This window comes from Streptomyces sp. ITFR-16, assembly GCF_031844705.1.
GTDB lineage: Bacteria > Actinomycetota > Actinomycetes > Streptomycetales > Streptomycetaceae > Streptomyces.
Genome location: NZ_CP134609.1, coordinates 5,578,388 through 5,595,114, shown reverse-complemented (window position 1 = coordinate 5,595,114; position 16,727 = coordinate 5,578,388). Strand labels below are relative to the sequence as shown.

General features: G+C 72.2%; 13 protein-coding genes. 4 read left to right on the top strand and 9 right to left on the bottom strand.

Annotation, left to right across the window (positions count from 1 at the left end; translation table 11 throughout):
• Positions 1-30: 30 nt before the first annotated feature.
• From RLT58_RS24715 to RLT58_RS24685, 7 genes are all read right to left on the bottom strand, one after another.
• A complete protein-coding gene (locus tag RLT58_RS24715) occupies positions 31-1,050 on the bottom strand; it encodes an ArsR/SmtB family transcription factor (protein WP_311312549.1) in 1,020 nt (339 codons plus the stop codon).
• 464 nt (positions 1,051-1,514) lie between these two features.
• A complete protein-coding gene (gene ppdK, locus RLT58_RS24710; protein WP_311312548.1) occupies positions 1,515-4,226 on the bottom strand; it encodes a pyruvate, phosphate dikinase in 2,712 nt (903 codons plus the stop codon).
• 340 nt (positions 4,227-4,566) lie between these two features.
• On the bottom strand, positions 4,567-5,259 hold the full coding sequence (locus RLT58_RS24705; RefSeq protein WP_311312547.1) for an HAD family hydrolase: 693 nt from the start codon (positions 5,257-5,259) through the stop codon (positions 4,567-4,569).
• Positions 5,256-6,422, bottom strand: coding sequence for an ABC transporter ATP-binding protein (locus RLT58_RS24700; RefSeq protein ID WP_311312546.1), 1,167 nt, complete (start codon positions 6,420-6,422; stop codon positions 5,256-5,258). The genes RLT58_RS24705 and RLT58_RS24700 overlap by 4 nt, the downstream gene beginning before the upstream one ends.
• A gap of 6 nt (positions 6,423-6,428) precedes the next feature.
• The gene (locus RLT58_RS24695) at positions 6,429-7,340 is read right to left on the bottom strand and encodes an ABC transporter permease (RefSeq protein WP_311312545.1); all 912 of its coding nucleotides are present in this window, start codon (positions 7,338-7,340) and stop codon (positions 6,429-6,431) included.
• The gene (locus RLT58_RS24690; protein ID WP_311312544.1) at positions 7,328-8,245 is read right to left on the bottom strand and encodes an ABC transporter permease; all 918 of its coding nucleotides are present in this window, start codon (positions 8,243-8,245) and stop codon (positions 7,328-7,330) included. Before RLT58_RS24690 ends, RLT58_RS24695 begins: the two co-directional genes overlap by 13 nt.
• Complete coding sequence (locus RLT58_RS24685) at positions 8,245-9,423, bottom strand: ABC transporter substrate-binding protein (RefSeq protein WP_311312543.1); 1,179 nt, start codon at positions 9,421-9,423, stop codon at positions 8,245-8,247. Before RLT58_RS24685 ends, RLT58_RS24690 begins: the two co-directional genes overlap by 1 nt.
• Positions 9,424-9,726: 303 nt before the next feature.
• On the opposite strand from RLT58_RS24685, the gene RLT58_RS24680 reads away from it, so the two are divergent.
• Entirely contained in the window at positions 9,727-10,482 is a 756-nt protein-coding gene (locus RLT58_RS24680; RefSeq protein ID WP_311312542.1) for a GntR family transcriptional regulator, read from the top strand.
• Between the two features lie 3 nt (positions 10,483-10,485).
• On the opposite strand, the gene dusB is transcribed toward RLT58_RS24680, so the two are convergent.
• Positions 10,486-11,634 (bottom strand): tRNA dihydrouridine synthase DusB, encoded by a 1,149-nt coding sequence (gene dusB, locus RLT58_RS24675; RefSeq protein WP_311312541.1) that lies wholly within the window; start codon positions 11,632-11,634, stop codon positions 10,486-10,488.
• 142 nt (positions 11,635-11,776) lie between these two features.
• Here dusB and bla point away from each other — a divergent pair, with 142 nt between their 5' ends.
• The gene (bla, locus tag RLT58_RS24670; protein ID WP_311312540.1) at positions 11,777-12,712 is read left to right on the top strand and encodes a class A beta-lactamase; all 936 of its coding nucleotides are present in this window, start codon (positions 11,777-11,779) and stop codon (positions 12,710-12,712) included.
• A 15-nt stretch (positions 12,713-12,727) separates the two neighbouring features.
• Positions 12,728-14,224 (top strand): MFS transporter, encoded by a 1,497-nt coding sequence (locus RLT58_RS24665; RefSeq protein ID WP_311312539.1) that lies wholly within the window; start codon positions 12,728-12,730, stop codon positions 14,222-14,224.
• On the opposite strand, the gene RLT58_RS24660 is transcribed toward RLT58_RS24665, so the two are convergent.
• Entirely contained in the window at positions 14,194-15,126 is a 933-nt protein-coding gene (locus RLT58_RS24660; protein WP_311312538.1) for an MmyB family transcriptional regulator, read from the bottom strand. The two genes, RLT58_RS24665 and RLT58_RS24660, sit on opposite strands and share 31 nt — an antisense overlap.
• Before the next feature lie 123 nt (positions 15,127-15,249).
• Here RLT58_RS24660 and RLT58_RS24655 point away from each other — a divergent pair, with 123 nt between their 5' ends.
• A complete protein-coding gene (locus RLT58_RS24655; RefSeq protein ID WP_399131678.1) occupies positions 15,250-16,719 on the top strand; it encodes an MFS transporter in 1,470 nt (489 codons plus the stop codon).
• Positions 16,720-16,727 lie beyond the last annotated feature (8 nt).

Sequence of the window (16,727 nt, the reverse complement as noted above, 5' to 3'; positions counted from 1 at the left end):
CTCATCGGTGCCGGCGGAGAAAGTCCTCGCTCAGGAGACGGCGACCGGTGCGCCGCCCCTCAGCAGCGAGCCGCCCAGCGGGGTCAGGGTGTGCAGGACCGAGCTGCCGTGCCGCAGGGTGTGCACGAGCCCCGCCTCGCGCAGTACACAGGCGTGCTGGCTCGCGGAGGCGAGGGAGACACCGGCGCGGCGGGCCAGCTCACTGGTGGTGCAGCCGTCGCCGATGGCCCGCAGGACCGTGGAGCGGGTGTGGCCGAGGAGCCGGCCGAGCCAGGGGCCCGGCTCGGCGAAGCCCGGGGCGCAGGAGTGCGCGACCGGGTAGACGAGGACGGGCGGGAGCAGCGGGTCGCGCAGGACGACCGGGGCGCCCCGGCAGAAGAACGACGGCTGGAGGAGGAGCCCGCGCCCGTCCAGGTGGAGATCGCGGTCGACCGGGTAGTCCGCCTCCAGGACGGGGGCCCGCCAGCGGATCACCGGCGGGAGCGAGGCGAGCAGCTCGTCGGCGCCGCCGTCGAGGAGGGCGCGGCCCCGGACGGCGCGGTCGGCCTCCACGGCGGACTGGATGTGCGGCCAGTAGGGCGCGACGGCGGCGCGGTGGTAGTCGCGCAGCGCTCCGGCGAGATGGCCCAGGGACTCGGCGCGCCCTTCGCGCAGCGGTTCGAGGAGGGCGGGGCGGGCCGCCCGGCGGGGCGCGGCCGCCCGGGCGCCGGCCGTTCCCCCGGCGCCCAGCACCGCCATCTCCGCCTTCAGCCGCTCGGGCGAAGTCGCGCGCAGGGCCTCCATTCCGGCGGTGAAGTCCAGCGGGTCGGCACTTTCCTGAGAAGGCGTCAGAAAGTCGGGGAAATAGCCGCGTGGCGGAACGACCGCGGACAGCAGACGTACTTCGGCATTCAACCTCGGCCGGGTTTCCGCCCGCCATTTCCCGAACACCGCGGAGGCCCTCCGGTCCCTCAGCCGGTGAAAACTGAGAATGGTCTCCCACAGCGCGTCCGGCCCGGAGGCCATCCGCACCTTGGAAAGGTCCCATCCGGAGACATGGATACGCAGCACCGAACTCCCACCCCTTGCACCTGCAATTACCCCCGCGCAAGTGTATGCGAGTCGTAACAGCACGTCACCACGGGGTTTCGGCCAGAGGTGAAACGTCTCGCCCCGAACCACCGTCACCCGAAAGGCTGTACGACGTCGGGTGCGATTCCGGAGCCACCGGAAGAGCGAGTGAAGGCCGTGGGGGGTTTTGCTCGTTCGGCGGCGGTTGGCGAAGGTGCGGCTCCGCACTCGACGGGGGTAAGCCGGGTGCGGTCCATGGATGGGGATCCATGGGCCGCACCCCGGTCCGTTCCGGCCCATATCTTTGCGTATTAAACAAAGCAACGGGGAAATTCCGCTGAACACGACGAGGCGGCGGCACCCCCGCACAGGGTGCCGCCGCCTCCGGGAATTCCGCGCCGGCCGCCGGTCCGGTGAGGGTCGTCCGGACCTGCGGCCGCTGCGGAATCAGTGGCTGTGCCGCCTCATCGGCTGTCGCTGCCCCGCGACTCGGCCGCCGCGCGGCCGGCCTCCAGACGGGCCACCGGAATCCGGAACGGCGAGCAGGAGACGTAGTCCAGGCCCACCTCGTGGAAGAAGTGCACCGACTCGGGGTCGCCGCCGTGCTCCCCGCAGATACCGAGCTTCAGATCGGGGCGGGTCGCCCGGCCGGCCGCGACGGCGCTGCGTACCAGCGAGCCCACGCCGTCCTTGTCGATCGTCTCGAACGGCGACACCCCGAAGATGCCCTTCTCCAGGTACGCGGTGAAGAACGAGGCCTCCACGTCGTCGCGGGAGAAGCCCCACACCGTCTGGGTCAGGTCGTTGGTGCCGAAGGAGAAGAACTCCGCCGCCTCGGCGATCTGACCGGCGGTCAGCGCCGCGCGGGGCAGCTCGATCATCGTGCCGATCTTCAGCTTGAGGTCGGTTCCGGTGGCGGCCTGGACCTCGGCGATGACCCGGTCGGCCTCCTCGCGGACGATCTCCAGCTCCTGGACCGTGCCCACGAGCGGGATCATGATCTCGGCGCGCGGGTCGCCCTTGGCGTTCTTGCGCTCCGCAGCGGCCTCGGCGATCGCCCGTACCTGCATGGCGAACAGGCCGGGGATGACCAGGCCCAGACGCACCCCGCGCAGCCCGAGCATCGGGTTCTGCTCGTGCAGCTTGTGCACGGCCTGGAGCAGCCGGAGGTCGTTCTCGTTGGCGTCCTTGCGGGACTCCGCGAGCGCCACCCGGACCGAGAGCTCGGTGATGTCGGGCAGGAACTCGTGCAGCGGCGGGTCGAGCAGCCGTACGGTGACGGGCAGTCCGTCCATCGCCTCGAACAGCTCGATGAAGTCGGCCTTCTGCAACGGCAGCAGCTGGTCGAGCGCCGTCTCGCGCTCCTGGTCGGTGTCGGCCAGGATCAGCTTCTCGACCATCTCGCGGCGCTCGCCGAGGAACATGTGCTCGGTCCGGCACAGCCCGATGCCCTGGGCGCCGAAGCGGCGGGCGCGCAGGGCGTCCTCCGCGTTGTCCGCGTTGGCGCGCACCCGCAGCCGGCGCACCCGGTCCGCGTACGCCATGATCCGGTGCACGGCGGCGACCAGCTCGTCGGCGTCGTCGGCGCCCGCGTGCATCCGGCCCTCGAAGTACTCGACGACCGGCGACGGCACGACGGGGACCTCACCGAGGTACACCTTGCCGGTGGAGCCGTCCACCGAGACGATGTCGCCCTCCTCCACCACGGTCTCGCCGACGGTGAGCCGACGGCGCTTGGTGTCGACCTCGATCTCCTCGGCGCCGCAGACACAGGTCTTGCCCATGCCCCGGGCGACGACGGCGGCGTGCGAGGTCTTGCCGCCGCGCGAGGTCAGGATGCCCTCGGCGGCGATCATGCCGTCGAGGTCGTCCGGGTTGGTCTCGCGGCGGATCAGGATGACCTTCTCGCCGGACCGGGACCACTTGACGGCGGTGTACGAGTCGAAGACCGCCTTGCCGACGGCCGCGCCCGGCGAGGCCGCGATGCCCCGGCCGAGCAGCTGGGTCCTGGTGTCGTGGTCGAAGCGGGGGAACATCAGCTGCGCCAGCTGCGCCCCGTTGACCCGCTGAAGGGCCTCGGCCTCGTCGATGAGCCCCTGGTCCACGAGCTGCGTGGCGATCCGGAAGGCGGCACCGGCGGTGCGCTTGCCGACCCGGGTCTGGAGCATCCAGAGCTGGCCGCGCTCAATGGTGAACTCGATGTCGCAGAGATCCTTGTAGTGGTTCTCCAGCGTCTCCATGATCTGCATGAGCTGGTCGTACGACTTCTTGTCGATCGACTCCAGATCGGCGAGCGGGACCGTGTTGCGGATGCCCGCGACGACGTCCTCGCCCTGTGCGTTCTGGAGGTAGTCGCCGTAGACGCCCTGGTGGCCGCTGGCCGGGTCACGGGTGAACGCGACGCCCGTGCCGGAGTCGGGGCCGAGGTTGCCGAAGACCATGGAACAGATGTTGACGGCGGTGCCGAGGTCGCCGGGGATGCGCTCCTGGCGGCGGTAGAGCTTGGCGCGGTCGGTGTTCCACGAGTCGAAGACCGCCTTTATGGCCAGGTCCATCTGCTCGCGCGCGTCCTGCGGGAAGTCGCGTCCGGCGTCCCGCGTGACGATCTTCTTGAAGTCCTTGACCAGCTTCTTCAGGTCGGCCGCGTCCAGATCGACGTCGACGGTGACGCCCTTGGCCTCCTTCGCCGCCTCCAGCGCCTCCTCGAAGAGATCGCCGTCGACGCCGAGCACGGTCTTGCCGAACATCTGGATCAGCCGGCGGTAGGAGTCCCACGCGAACCGCTCGTCGCCCGCCTGGGCGGCGAGGCCGACGACGGAGGCGTCGGAGAGGCCGATGTTGAGGACCGTGTCCATCATGCCGGGCATCGAGAACTTGGCGCCGGAGCGGACCGAGACCAGCAGCGGGTCGTCCGCCTGGCCGAGCTTCTTGCCCATCCGCGCCTCGAGGGCGTCGAGGTGCGCACTCACCTCGTCGCGCAGGGCGGCCGGCTCCTCGCCGCTGTCGAGGTAGACCTTGCATGCCTCGGTGGTGATGGTGAAGCCCGGAGGGACCGGGAGCCCGAGATTGGTCATCTCGGCGAGGTTGGCACCCTTCCCGCCGAGCAGGTCCTTCAGATCCCTGTTGCCCTCGGTGAAGTCGTAGACGAACTTCTGAGCTTCTTTGTGTTCCGACACGGGTCTCGACTCCTCGAGGACGCGGTGGCTGCCCTGACGGCGAGGAACATACCCAGATCGAAGGTGTCTGGGTACGTCCACTTGGCCGTCATACGGCCGCAACCACCTGTCCGCCAGCAGATCTAAAGAATCTCTCCGACGATCAAGCCGAGACCCTCCATTCACCTCTTGAAGGCGGCATGGCCATTTCTTGGGCCTGAGCACTCATTTGAGCGGACCTATTGGCATCTGAGTACATTTCCCGAAGGCTGTTACGTGGCACTGAGTGCCAGGTCTTCCAGAAGTGCAGCCACCGCCATTTCGCTCATCTGAGCACGCACCCGATCAAGGGTGGCGCGAATCACGCCGGCTCCGGACCCCGAATTTCAGGATTCGGACGCCTCAGACAGTCGCTCAGCACCGCGAGGTCCACCTCTTCCAGGCTACGGGCGAACGTCCGCCCCTGCCCGGGGGCCACGGGCAGCAGCGAGGGGACCACCAGCACCCCGCACCCCGCCGCGTCGGCCGACGCGGTGCCGTCCGGGGAGTCCTCCACCGCCACACAGGCCGAGGGCGCGGCCGCGAACCGCCCGGCCGCGGCTCGGTACGGATCCGGATGCGGCTTGGTCCGTACGGTGTCGTCGGCCGACAGCGTGAACGCGAAGTCCACGCCGGCCAGCGACCCGGCGACCACCGCGTCCACCACACTTCTCGGTGAGGCGCTGACCAGGGCGAACGGCACTCCGGCCGCTTCCAGCGAGGCCAGCAGCGCGGCGGCCCCGGGGCGCAGCGGCGCGCCCGCGTCCACCTTCCGGAAGAAGGAGCCGGTCAGCTCGGCGGCGGTCCGGTCCAGCGCGTCGGCGTCCGCGCCGGTGACCCCGATCAGATGAGCGGCGGTGTCCGCGACGGCCCGGCCGACGACCTCCGGGGCGTCGGCGTCGGTCAGCCGGTGGCCGAGCCCGGCCGCGACCTCGCGGGCCGTCTCCCACCACAGCACCTCGGTGTCGACCAGGGTGCCGTCCATGTCGAACAGGACGGCCGCGGGGGCCCTCACGCGTCCGCCCGGCCGTCGGTGCCGCCGGCCCCGGGCGCCGCGCTCCCGCCTCCGGGCACGACGAGCACCGGGCGCGGGACCGGGGTGACCCGTGCCCGTACCCCGGGGGTCAGACCGGTGGCGTCCCGCGAGGGGAGGTCGGCCTTGACCGCGACGCCGTCGGGCAGGTCCAGCAGGACCCGGGTGACCGAGCCGAGGAAGGACGCGGAGACGACCGTGGCCGTGCCGTCCGGGTCGGCGGTGGCGCCGATGTTCTCGGGCCGGATGAGGACGTCGGCCGCCCCCCTGCCCGCCGGGACCTCGCCGTCGACCGGGAGCGCGGTGCCCGCGACCTCCACGCGGCCGTCGCCGGTCAGCCGGCCGGGCAGCCGGTTCATCGTGCCGACGAACTCGGCGACGAACGCGGTGGCGGGGCGTTCGTACAGCTCGGCCGGGGGCGCGCACTGCTCCAGACGGCCCGCGTTGAGGACGGCGACCCGGTCGGCCATGGAGAGGGCCTCCTCCTGGTCGTGGGTGACGAAGATCGTGGTGATGCCGAGCGACAGCTGGAGGCGGCGGATCTCCTCGCGCAGCGTGAGCCGGACCTTGGCGTCCAGCGCGGAGAGCGGTTCGTCGAGCAGCAGCACCCGGGGGCGCAGGGCGAGTGCGCGGGCGAGCGCGACGCGCTGCTGCTGGCCGCCGGACATCTGGTGCGGGAAGCGGCCGGCCTGGTCGGGCAGGCCGACGAGTTCGAGGAGTTCGTGGGCGGTGGCGTGCCGTTCGGCGGTGGCGACGCCCCGCATCCGGGGGCCGAAGGCCACGTTGTCACGGGCGTTGAGGTGCGGGAAGAGGCTGTAGGACTGGAAGACCATGCCGGCGTCGCGCCGGTTGGCGGGGACCGGGGTGATGTCCTCGCCGTCGACCAGGACCTCGCCGGAGTCCGGCTGCTCGAACCCGGCGAGGACCCGCAGCGCGGTGGTCTTGCCGCAGCCGGAGGGGCCCAGCAGGGCGAGGAGTTCGCCGGGTTCGGCGGTGAGGTCGAGTCCGTCGAGGGCCACGGTGGGGCCGAACGCCCGGCGCAGGGAGCGGAATTCCACCCGGGCTCCGGTGGCGGTACGTCCCTCCGGCGCGGTGGTGCCGGCCCGCTCGGGACGTCCTTCGGTGGCGGTGGGCAGGGCTGACATGGGTGGCTACTCCTTGCCGGGGTCGGGGGCGGGGACGGTGCCGGCGGCGGCCGGGACGGAGGGGGCGGAGCCGGTTCCGGCGCGCGAGAGGACGAGCAGCAGGACCCAGGTGATGAGCAGGGAGAGCAGGGAGACGGCGACCGACATCCGGGCCTCGGCACCGGAGACGGAGACGATCCACACCGCGAAGGGCCGGAAGCCCAGCAGCGAGGCGATGGTGTACTCGCCGAGCACCAGCGCCAGGGTCAGGAAGGAGGCCCCGGCGAGCGAGGAGCGCAGGTTGGGCAGGATGACGCGCAGGATCACCTGCGCCCGGCCCGCCCCGCAGTTGCGGGCCGCCTCCACGAGGGTGGGTACGTCGACGGCGCGCAGCCCGGCGTCCAGCGAGCGGTGCACGAACGGCAGCGCGAGCACGGTGTAGGCGAGCACCAGCACCACGGGGAACGATTCGTTCTGCACGGCGATGAACGTCTGGTAGAGCGGGGTGCGCGAGAAGTGGTCGGGCCCCCAGCGCAGCACGGTGGTGATGCCCGTGACCAGGGCGATCGGCGGCACCACCAGCGGCAGCATGCAGACGACCTCGACGACGGCCCGCAGCCGGGGCGGCCCGAGCCGCACCGCGACGAGCGCGGGGACGACGAGCAGCAGGGCGAGGGCGATCGTGGCGGCGGCGAGGGAGAGCGAGAGGAACAGGCTCTCGGTGAATCCGTCGGCCGACAGGATGCCGCTGTACGCCTCGAAGGTGAGGCCCTGGTTGGGTACGTGGACCGTGAAGACGAACGAGGAGAGCAGCGGGGTGACGAAGTAGAGCCCGGCGACGGCCAGTACGGCACCGCGCCAGTAGCGGGGGCGCGTGCGGCGGGCCTTCACCGGCACCGGGGCCTCGGTCGCGGGGGCGGCGGTGGTCAGTGCAGCCATCGGGAGCTCCGTCGCTGGAGGGGCAGATAGACCGCCATCACCAGTCCGGCGATCACGATCATGTCGAGGCTCAGGGCCAGCGCCACGTTCTCCTGGCCGACCAGGACGTTCCCGGAGAGCGCGTCGGCGATCTTCAGGGTGACCAGCGGTACGGAGCCGCCGACCAGGGCGGCGGCCGTGGCGTGCGCGGCGAAGGCGCTGCCGAAGAGCAGGACGAACCCGCCGAGCAGGGAGGGCGCGAGCACCGGAAGTCCGACGTGGCGCCAGAACTGCCAGGTGGTGGCGCCGGTGTTGCGGGCGGCCTCGCGCCACTGCGGGCGCAGCCCGTCGAGCGCGGGGACGACGACGAGCACCATGAGCGGGATCAGGAAGTAGAGGTAGATGACGGTGAGTCCGGTGAAGGAGTAGAGGTTCCAGCCGAGCGTGTCCAGGTGCCCGAGCCGGGTGACCACCCCGGAGATGCCGAGGGTGGCGACGAAGGCGAAGGCCAGCGGGATCCCGCCGAAGTTGGCGAGCACCCCGGAGGCCGTGAGGACGGCCCCGCGCAGCGTGCCGCGCCGGGAGGTGACGACCGCCTGGGCGATCAGCACGCCTAGGACGGTGGCGAGGGCGGCGTTCAGCGCGGACAGCTCGACGCTGCCGGTGAGCGAGGTGAGGTAGGGCCCCTGGAGCGAGCGGTGCAGGTGCTCGCCGGTGACCTCCGTGGCGCCGGAGGCCGGGTCGGTGCGGGTGAACGCCCCGTACAGCAGGGCGCCGGCGGGCAGTCCGAAGCAGAGCCCGGCGAAGACGAGCAGCGGGAGCGCGCCGAGCCAGGCGCGGGGCGGCCGGCGCCTGCGGGTACGGCCGCCGGCGCGCGGGGCGGCCGCCCCGGGGGCCGGGGCGGCGGACGGGTGGGCTGAGGTCATCAGGAGACGGCCTTGTCCCAGTTCTCGGCGAGCGTGGCGTTGGCCTTGTCCAGCTCGTCGGATGCGGGGAAGGACGGGGTGCCGGAGACCTTGGGGAGCTTGGTGACGAAGGTCTTGTCGGCGGTGCCGTCCTCGGTCATGGCGGGCAGCAGGACGGGGCGGGCGTATCCCTTGAGCCAGAGGTTCTGGCCCTCGGCGCTGTACAGGTACTCCATCCACAGGCGGGCGGCCGCGGGGTGCGGGGCCTCCTTGTTGACGGCCTGCGAGTAGAACTGGGCGTACACGCCGTCGGAGGGCACGGAGACCTTCCAGTCGACGCCCTTGCCCTTGAACTGGTCGGCGTACCCGGCGTTCAGGTAGTCCCAGTCGATGCTGATCGGCGTCTCGCCCTTCTCGACGGTCGCCGGGGTGGACTCGACGGGGATGAAGTTGCCGCTCTTCTTCAGCTTGCCGAAGAAGTCGATGCCGGGCTGGATGTCGCCGAACGAGCCCTTGTTGGCCAGGGACGCCGCGTACACGCCGCCGAACGCGGAGCCGGACTTGGTCGGGTTGCCGTTGAGGGCGACCTTGCCCTTGTACTCGGGCTTGAGCAGGTCGGCGAAGGTCTCGGGGCAGGTCTTGATCCGGGCGGCGTCGCAGCCGATGGAGACGTAGCCGCCGTAGTCGTTGAACCAGCGGCCGTCCGCGTCCTTCTGGCCGGCGGGGATCTTGTCCCAGGCGGTGACCTTGTACGGGGCGAAGAGGTTCTCGGCGGCGCCGCTGCGGGCGAAGGCGATGCCGAGGTCGAGGACGTCGGGGGCGCGCTTTTGGCCCTTGCGGGACTTGACGGCGGCTATCTCGTCGGCGCTGGCGGCGTCCGGGTTCTCACTCTTGATCTTGACCTTGTACTTGGCCTGGAAGGCCTTGATCAGCTCGCCGTAGTTCGCCCAGTCCGGCGGCAGGGCGATCACGTTGAGCTCGCCCTCCTTCTCGGCGGCGGCGACCAGCTTGTCCAGTCCGCCGAAGTCCGCGGCCGATGTGGCCTCGCTGGACTTCACACCCTTCGCCCCGGGCTCGGCCTTCTCCTCGGGTGCGGCGCCGCAGGCGGTGAGCGCGGTCAGAGCCGTCGCACCGACGGCGAGGGCGGCGACCGTACGGCCGGTGGCGCGGATACGGGGGCGGGGACGGAGTCTGCGCACGGTGTATCTCCTGGAAGCGAAGTGAGTGCCACTTGTTCATACAAGCTGGCATCAGTTCGCCCGGTCCAGGTGTCGGGAGAGTTAACGTCCGATGTCCGGTGCGGCAAGAGGCGAGGAAGAGGAAAGCCGACTATTCAGGGGCTGTGGTAGATAACGACCCTGCATCGAAACGCCGCGCACCGGCATTAGAGTGAGCGACAGGACCGCGATCGACGAGCGGACCTGTACACAGTCCATGATCTGTAGAGATCCATGATCCGCAGCCCGGTCCCGCACCCCGGACCGGCCGGCCGAGGGGGGCGCGTGGGCCATTCACGCTATCGGGAGATCGCGGAGTCGCTGCGGCACTCCATCCGCAGCGGCGCCTACCCGCTCGGCTCCCGGCTGCCGTCGGAGAGCGACCTCGCAACCCGCTGGTCCGTCTCGCGCGGCACGGTCCGCCAGGCGGTGGCGCTGCTCGCCTCGGAGGGGCTGATCGGCTCCCGGCAGGGGGCGCGGCGGGTCGTCCTGCGCAGCGAGCGCCGCCAGAGCTTCCAGCAGCTCAACAGCTTCGCGCAGTGGGCCCAGGCGATGGGGTGCGAGGTCTCCAGCCGCATCCTGACCCGCGTCACCCGCACCGCGACCGCCGAGGAGGCCGAGCGGCTGGACGCGGAGCCGGGCAGCGATGTGCTGTACGTGCTGCGGCTGCGGTGGCTCGACGGGGAGCCAGTGATGGTGGAGCGGACGGTCTACGCGGACTGGGTGGCCCCGGCCGTCCTGGCGCTCCCGGAGGACTGCGTCTCGATCATGAACAGCATCGCGGAGCGCGCGGACATCGTCGCGCACTACGGCGAGCACCTGATCGACGCGGTCGCGGCGGGCAGCGAGGACGCCCGGCTGCTGCGCGTGCGCCGGGCCAGCCCGCTGCTGCGCCAGCGCCATCTGTCGTACACGGCGGCGGGCCGGGCCATCGAGTGGACGGACGACCGCTACCGGGCGGGGAGCATGGTCTTCAACGTCATGAACTCCGCCGCGGCCGCCCCGCTGGAGCGGCGGGCGGGCCCGGACGTCCGGGGCTGAGCCTCAGCCGCCGGAGGTGTCCAGCTCGGCGTCGGCGGAGATGCCCGCGCAGTCGTACGGGTCCTTCAGCCAGCCGTCCGGGAGGACCACCCGGTTGTTGCCTGAGGTGCGCCCGCGCGGGCCGTCGGCGCCGTCCGGCCAGGGCTGGTCCAGGTCCAGCTCGTGCAGCTGGGAGCCCAGCTCCTCCAGCGAGGAGGTGACCGCCAGCCTCTTGCGCATCTCGGAGCCGACCGCGAAGCCCTTGAGGTACCAGGCCACGTGCTTGCGGAAGTCGATCACGCCCCGGGTCTCGTCGCCGATCCACTCCCCCAGCAGCGTCGCGTGCCGCAGCATGACGTCCGCGACGGTGCGCAACGCGGGCGCCTGCCTCGTCTGCGTACCCTCGAACGCGCTGACCAGGTCGCCGAACAGCCAGGGGCGGCCCAGGCAGCCCCGGCCCACGACCACGCCGTCGCAGCCGGTCTCGCGCATCATCCGCAGGGCGTCGTCGGCGCACCAGATGTCGCCGTTGCCGAGGACGGGGATCTCCGGGACGTGCTCCTTGAGGCGGGCGATGGCCTCCCAGTCGGCGGTGCCGCCGTAGTGCTGGGCGGCCGTCCTGCCGTGCAGCGCGACGGCGGTGACGCCCTCCTCCACGGCGATCCGGCCGGCGTCGAGGAAGGTGAGGTGGTCGTCGTCGATGCCCTTGCGCATCTTGATCGTGACCGGCAGGTCGCCCGCGTGGGAGACCGCCTGGTGCAGGATCGCGCGCAGCAGCGGCCGCTTGTACGGGAGCGCCGAGCCGCCGCCCTTGCGGGTGACCTTGGGGACCGGGCAGCCGAAGTTCAGGTCGATGTGGTCGGCGAGGTTCTCGTCGACGATCATGCGGACGGCCTTGCCGACCGTGTCCGGGTCCACTCCGTACAGCTGGATGGAGCGCGGGGTCTCGCTCGCGTCGAAGTGGATGAGCTGCATGGTCTTCTCGTTGCGCTCGACCAGCGCCCGCGTGGTGATCATCTCGCTGACGAACAGCCCCTTGCCGCCCGAGAACTCCCGGCACAGCGTGCGGAAGGGGGCGTTGGTGATGCCGGCCATGGGGGCGAGGACCACCGGCGGCTGCACGGTGTGCGGGCCGATGCGGAGCAGCGGGGGCGCGGGGGCGAGCGTGGTCATTGCCCCATTGTCGCGTACGCGGGGAACTGCTCCGGCGGCGGTCGCGGCCCGCCGCTCCGGGGCCGGAGTGCCTGGATGCCGGACCGCGACCGTAGCGTGGGGGTTCCGGCGCCCCGGCCGGAGGACGAAGGAGACGAAGGTCATGAATCCCACCGCACGCTTAACGCCCGCCGCCCCGGCCCCCACCCGGCGCAGGCTGCTCACGCTCGGGGGCGCGGGCGCCGCCGGCGCGCTGTTCCTCGCCGCGGGCCCCGCCCGCGCCGCCCGGGCGTCCGACGCCACGACCGCCCGGCTGCGTGAGCTGGAGCGGGCGCACGGCGCCCGCGTCGGCGCGTACGCCTACAACCTGGCCACCGGGGTCGCCGTCCGCCACCGGTCCGACGAGCGCTTCCCGATGCTCTCCACCTTCAAGACATTCGCGGCGGCGGCCGTCCTGCGGGGCCTGGACCGGGACGGCGAGGTCCTCGACAAGGTCGTCCACTACACCGAGGCGGACCTCGTGTCCGACTCCCCGGTCACGGGCACCGAGGAGAACGTCGCGCGCGGAATGTCCGTCGCCCGCCTCTGCGACGCGGCCCTGTGCGACAGCGACAACACGGCGGGAAATCTGCTGCTGCGCGAGCTGGGCGGCCCCGGCGGGGTCACCCGCTTCGCCCGCTCGCTCGGTGACCGGGTGACCAGGCTGGACCGCTGGGAGCCCGAGCTGAACTCCGCCGAGCCCGGCCGGATCACGGACACCACCAGCCCGGCGTCGATCGCGCGGGACTACGCCCGGCTCGTCCTGGGCGACGCGCTGGAGCGCCGGGACCGCGAGCGGCTGACCGGCTGGCTGCTGAACTGCCGGACCAGCGGCACCCGCTTCCGGGCCGGGCTGCCGCCGGAGTGGACGGTCGCGGACAAGACGGGCGGCGGCTCCTACGCGAGCTGCAACGACGTGGGCGTCGCGTGGACCCCGGACGGGGTGCCCGTGGTGCTGGCGGTACTGACGACGAAGCCCGCCGGGCCCTCGGACGCGACGGGCGACCACCCGCTGGTCCGGGAGGCGGCCGCCGCACTGGCGGCAGGGGTCGTTAGTTAGCCGTACTATCCATGTATGCCCGAGCTCAGCCACCGGCGACGGATGCTGGTGCTGGCGATCTGCTGCATGAGCCTGCTGATCGTCAGCCTTGACAGCACCGTCCTGAATGTCGCCCTGCCCTCCATGCGCCAGGAACTGGACGCCAGCGTCGCGGGGATGCAGTGGACGATCGACGCGTACACGCTCGTCCTCGCATCCCTGCTGATGCTCGCGGGTTCCACCGCCGACCGGATCGGCAGACGCAAGGTCTTCATGGCCGGGCTCGTCCTGTTCACGCTGGGCTCGGCGCTCTGCTCGCTGGCACCCAGCCTGGAGACGCTCATCGTCTTCCGGATGGTGCAGGCCGTCGGCGGCTCGATGCTCAACCCGGTGGCGATGTCGATCATCACCAACACCTTCACCGACCCCCGCGAGCGCGCCCGCGCGATCGGTGTCTGGGGCGGTGTCGTCGGCATCTCCATGGCGGCGGGCCCGGTGGTCGGCGGCGCCCTGGTCGACTCGGTCGGCTGGCGCTCGATCTTCTGGATCAACCTCCCGGTCGGCCTGGCCGCCCTGCTGCTCACGCTGCGGTACGTCCCCGAGTCCCGCGCCCAGCGGGCCCGCCGCCCCGACCCGGTGGGCCAGCTGCTGGTGATCGCGCTGCTCGGCTCGCTGACGTACGCGATCATCGAGGCGCCGCAGAAGGGCTGGACCTCGGCGGAGATCCTGTTCTTCGCCGGGCTCGCGGCGGCCGCGCTGGCGGGGCTGCTGGTGTACGAGCCCCGCCGCACCGACCCCCTGATCGATCTGCGGTTCTTCCACAGCGTGCCGTTCAGCGGGGCCACCGTCATCGCGGTCAGCGCGTTCGCCGCGCTGGGCGGCTTCCTCTTCCTCAACACCCTGTACCTCCAGGACGTGCGGGGGCTGAGCGCGCTGGACGCCGGTCTGTACATGCTGCCGATGGCGGCCGTGGTCTGTGTCCTGCCCCCGCTGGCGGGCCGGCTCGTCGCCACGCGCGGGCCGCGTATCCCACTGCTGGTCGCGGGCGTCGCGATGGCGGCGAGCGGGCTGATGTTCGCGGCGTTCGACGCGGAGACCGAGACCCCGCTGATGTTCACCGCGTACGTCCTGTTCGGCCTGGGCTTCGGCTCGGTGAACGCGCCCATCACCAACACCGCCGTCTCCGGGATGCCCCGCGCCCAGGCGGGCGTGGCGGCGGCCGTCGCCTCCACCAGCCGGCAGATCGGCCAGACGCTCGGTGTCGCCGTGATCGGGGCGGTCCTCGCCGCCGGGGTGACCGGCGCCGGCGCCTCGTACGGCGGCTCCTCGGGCGGCTTCGTGGACGCGAGCAGGCCCGCCTGGTGGATCGTGACCGGATGCGGGGTCTGCGTCCTGCTCGTCGGGGCCCTGAGCAGCGGACGCTGGGCGCGCGGCACCGCCCGCCGGACGGCGGAGCGGCTGGCCGAGCCGTCGGTCGGCGCCGCGTCCGGCCCCCCGGCCGGTCAGCCCTCGTCCGCGAGCACCAGGTCCTGAAGGCGCTCCAGCCGCTCCCGGGTCTCCTCGTCGCGGGGCACGTAGGTCACCAGCCTCGGTCCGGCGGAGGGGCCGAGCCAGAGGTCGGTGGTCTCCACCCGCAACAGCCCGACATGGGCGTTGCGGAAGATCTTGGACCGGCCGCCGGCGCCCACCACCTCGTGCCGCGCCCAGGTCTCCCGGAATTCGGGTGAGGCCGCGTCCAGCCGCTTGAGCAGCGCCTTCCAGGCGGGTTCGGCGAGGTGCTCGGCCATCGCGGCCCGGAATTTGGCGGTCAGCAGCCGGGTCACCTCGTCGATGTCCATGACCGAGGAGCGCCACTGCTCGTTCGTGTAGGCCAGCAGCATGACGTTGCGGTCCTCGGGCGCGACCGCGTCCATGTCGCAGAGCAGCCGCCCGTAGGTCCGGTTGTGGGCGAGGACGTCGTAACGGCTGTTCTGCACACAGGCCGGAATCGGCTCCAGCTGCCCCAGCATGGTGCGCAGGGCCGGGGTGATGCTCGGGCACTCCGTGCCGGGCGCGGGGTCGACGGCCCCCGCGAGGGAGAAGAGATGGGAGCGCTCGCTGCGGTCGAGCAGCAGCGCGCGGGCGAGTGCGTCCAGGACCTGGGGCGAGACCTGGATGTCCCGGGCCTGTTCGAGCCAGGTGTACCAGGTGACGCCGACGGCGGAGAGCTGGGCGACCTCCTCGCGCCGCAGCCCCGGCGTGCGCCTGCGACGGCCCCGGACCAGCCCCACCTGCTCAGGGGTGATCCGCTCGCGGCGACTGCGCAGGAAGTCCGCCAGCTCGTGGCGGCGGATCTCGGGCTCGGGCGTGTCCGGACCGCTGATCCCGGCCGAGGGGGCCTGCGCGGTCCGCGCCGCTCCGGCGTCCTTCCGTGCTGCCGTCACCATCGTCGTCATGCCTCCAGGGTGCGGGACCGGACAGGGGCGGTGCCAGGTGCTGCCCGTGCGGTGCCAGGTGGTGTTTGTACCAGGATAAAGACACTCTGGTACCAGGCTCCGGAGCGAGCGATCGTCGATGGCGTGAGTGAATCCTCTGTACGCCCGAAGACATACGCCACCACCGGCCAGGTGGTGCGGCGCGACCACCCCACCCCGGTGCTCGGCGCGCTGGGGCTGTTCACCGTGCTCCTGGGCGCGGCCCTCCCCCTGATCGACTTCTTCATCGTGAACGTCGCCCTGCCCACCATCGACCACGATCTCGCGGCGGGACCCGCCCTGCTGGAACTGGTCGTCGCGGGCTACGGCCTCTCCTACGCCGTCCTGCTCGTCCTCGGCGGCCGGCTCGGCGACATGGCCGGGCGGCGCCGGCTCTTCCTGCTGGGCATCGCCGCGTTCGGGCTCACCTCGCTGGCCTGCGGGCTCGCTCCGGACGCCTGGACGCTGGTCGGGGCGCGGGTGGCGCAGGGCGCGTCGGCGGCCCTGATGCTCCCGCAGGTGCTCGCCACCATCCAGGCGGCCACCTCGGGCCACCGCCGGGCCCGCGCGATGAGCCTGTACGGGGCGACGGCCGGGCTCTCCATGGTCGCCGGCCAGATCCTGGGCGGGGTGCTGGTCGCCGCCGCGCCGCTGTCGTCGGTGTTCGGCGAGAGCGCGGGATGGCGCTCGGTGTTCCTGGTCAACGTCCCCGTGGCGGCGGTCGGGCTGGTGCTGGCCGCCCGCGCGGTGCCGGAGACGCGTTCGGAGCGCCCCGCGCCCGTCGACGTACCGGGCACCCTGCTGCTCGCCGTGTCCCTGGTGACGCTGCTGGCCCCGCTCACCGAGGGACGGGCCGCCGGCTGGCCGCTGTGGACGTGGGTGTCGCTGGCGCTGTTCCCGTTCGCGGCGGCAGCCTTCTACCGGGTGGAGCGGCGCGCGGACCGGCGCGGGCTGATCCCGCTGATCCCGCCGAGCCTGCTGCGGCTGGACTCGCTGCGGCGCGGGCTGGCGCTGGTGGTGCCGTTCTCGATCGGCTTCGGCGGCTTCATGTTCGTCATCGCGGTGGCGCTCCAGCAGGGGCTGGAGCTGGGCCCGGCGGCGTCGGGCCTGTCCATGGCCCCGATGGCGGTGGCGTTCTTCGCGGCCTCGCTGGCCGGGCCCCGGCTGGTCCGCCGCTACGGCAGCCGGGTCGTGACGGCCGGCGGGCTGATCCAGGCGGCCGGAGTGGGGGTGCTCGCCCTGACGGTCCAGCACGGCTGGTCGGGCCTCGGACTGGCGGGGCTGGCCCCGGGCATGGCGGTCGCCGGTCTCGGCCAGGGCCTCCAGCTGCCCGTCCTGTTCCGCATCGTCCTCTCGGACGTGCCGGCGGAGCGGGCCGGTGTCGGCGGCGGGGTCATGACGACGACCCAGCAGGCGGCGCTGGCGCTGGGGGTGGCGACGCTCGGTTCACTGTTCCTGTCGCTGGTGCCGGGCTCGGGCATGCGGGACGCGCTGATCGTGACCCTGCTGGTCCAGCTGGCAGCGGTCGCCCTGACAACCCTGCTGAGCCTGCGGCTGCCGCGCACGGTGAGGTGAGGTGAGGC

What these genes read in the sequence shown, in the direction of transcription:
- RLT58_RS24700 (WP_311312546.1), bottom strand. Translation starts at nt 6,422, where the DNA reads ATGTCAGCCCTGCCCACCGCCACCGAAGGACGTCCCGAGCGGGCCGGC.
- RLT58_RS24695 (WP_311312545.1), bottom strand. Translation starts at nt 7,340, where the DNA reads ATGGCTGCACTGACCACCGCCGCCCCCGCGACCGAGGCCCCGGTGCCG.
- RLT58_RS24690 (WP_311312544.1), bottom strand. Translation starts at nt 8,245, where the DNA reads ATGACCTCAGCCCACCCGTCCGCCGCCCCGGCCCCCGGGGCGGCCGCC.
- dusB (WP_311312541.1), bottom strand. Translation starts at nt 11,634, where the DNA reads ATGACCACGCTCGCCCCCGCGCCCCCGCTGCTCCGCATCGGCCCGCAC.
- bla (WP_311312540.1), top strand. Translation starts at nt 11,777, where the DNA reads ATGAATCCCACCGCACGCTTAACGCCCGCCGCCCCGGCCCCCACCCGG.
- RLT58_RS24665 (WP_311312539.1), top strand. Translation starts at nt 12,728, where the DNA reads ATGCCCGAGCTCAGCCACCGGCGACGGATGCTGGTGCTGGCGATCTGC.
- RLT58_RS24660 (WP_311312538.1), bottom strand. Translation starts at nt 15,126, where the DNA reads ATGACGACGATGGTGACGGCAGCACGGAAGGACGCCGGAGCGGCGCGG.